At 29.8% G+C, this 1,435-nt stretch carries 1 protein-coding gene; it reads right to left on the bottom strand.

All coding sequences use genetic code 11. The annotated features are described in order from the left end of the window. Positions 1 to 1,236, bottom strand: a 1,236-nt coding sequence (locus FTV38_RS17515) for a molybdenum cofactor biosysnthesis protein MoeA (protein WP_180023045.1), incomplete at its 3' end; no start/stop codon positions are given. Positions 1,237 to 1,435: the final 199 nt, after the last annotated feature.

Raw genomic sequence — 1,435 nt, forward strand, 5'->3', positions numbered from 1 at the left:
AAATAATAATTGCATTTTATCGGTAGTTTCATAATTTTTAATGAATCCTCTGTGAAAATTATTTTTTATAAAATTAGGGTCAGTTCTATTTAAAATATATCTCACTCCGACATTCATCGTCATCGCAATATCATCAACATCTCCTAGGAGGTTCACGATAGTTGCTTTGTCTTCAATAGTGTGAGTTTTTAAACCTCTATAATGACCTTGGGTATCTAATATTTTTTCCATTTTATTGATTGGATGTGAACGATGATCACTTCTAAAAACTTTAAATTTTTCCTCATTTAACGTGAGCATGTTGATTGGACTATTAGTTGACGATTGATCAAAAGTAGCAAGTTTAGGTAAAGTTAAAATACCACCACTTGAAGAACTAGCGCTGCAAACTAAAATTAAATCGTACTCTGCTGCCAATACTCGAAATTCATCAGTAAACTGCTCTTGTGAAGATGTTAAAGCGGGATTAATAATAGGATTTTTTTGTTCAATTTCACTTTTAAAAGCATGCTCTAATCTAATTGGTTTTAAGATTTTGACTCCAACATCATCGTAACCCCATTGCTGCAAAATATTTTGAACATAAATACATTCTTCACTAATTTTTTCTTCATTATCATAGTTATACATACTAACTATAATGATTTTAGGTTTTTTATATACCTCAATTTCTCTTAAACCAGCTCTCGATAACACGATTACTTTTTCAGCATTAATTTTTTCATCTTTTTGAACCAAACACTCATCTTGTTGAATAATGCTTCCTTGTTTTATCACACCTTCAAATTTTTCTATTGGTGAAAGAACCTTATAGGAAAAGGGATCTTCAAGATCTAACCTACTATCATCTTCTTGAATAACAGCATCTATTTCAGAAGGTAGTTCGATATTTTTAGGAAGCCTAATAATAGAATCTTCTTTGTAATCAATTTGATATATATCTTTGGATCTATAAAGCTCTGCATCCCAAAAATACATGTTATTAATTTTTAAAAAGTGATTTACTTTGATATTTTGAGTCATATGCGAATTTATTCCCCAGCCGGCAAATTTTGATAAATTTTTAGCCGGGTAATCATTTAAAGCGATAACATTTTCTGCAACTCTCCTACCTATAGCTTTATCCAAAGAAATAAATTCTGCTGGATAGCCTTTAGGGAGTCGTGGGTGCAGTCCATGAAGCATATCTATTAATTGTCTAGGAAAATCATCTGGAAAATTTAATTCGAGTTTCATTATTAAGTGCCTAAAAAATCATAAAACATGGATATTTCTAATCAATATTAAAGTATGACAATAAGCTAAGATTTTTTATTATTTAAAACATATTCAATGTTTTTAAATAAACCCAACTTAGTAAGAATTAATTGAAGTTAGCATCTTAAGATACTACTGTCCCATAGTTTGATTTAAATAAAAAAGCCCGACATCCTGT

The organism is Acinetobacter sp. YH16044, from assembly GCF_013417145.1.
Taxonomy (GTDB): domain Bacteria; phylum Pseudomonadota; class Gammaproteobacteria; order Pseudomonadales; family Moraxellaceae; genus Acinetobacter; species Acinetobacter amyesii.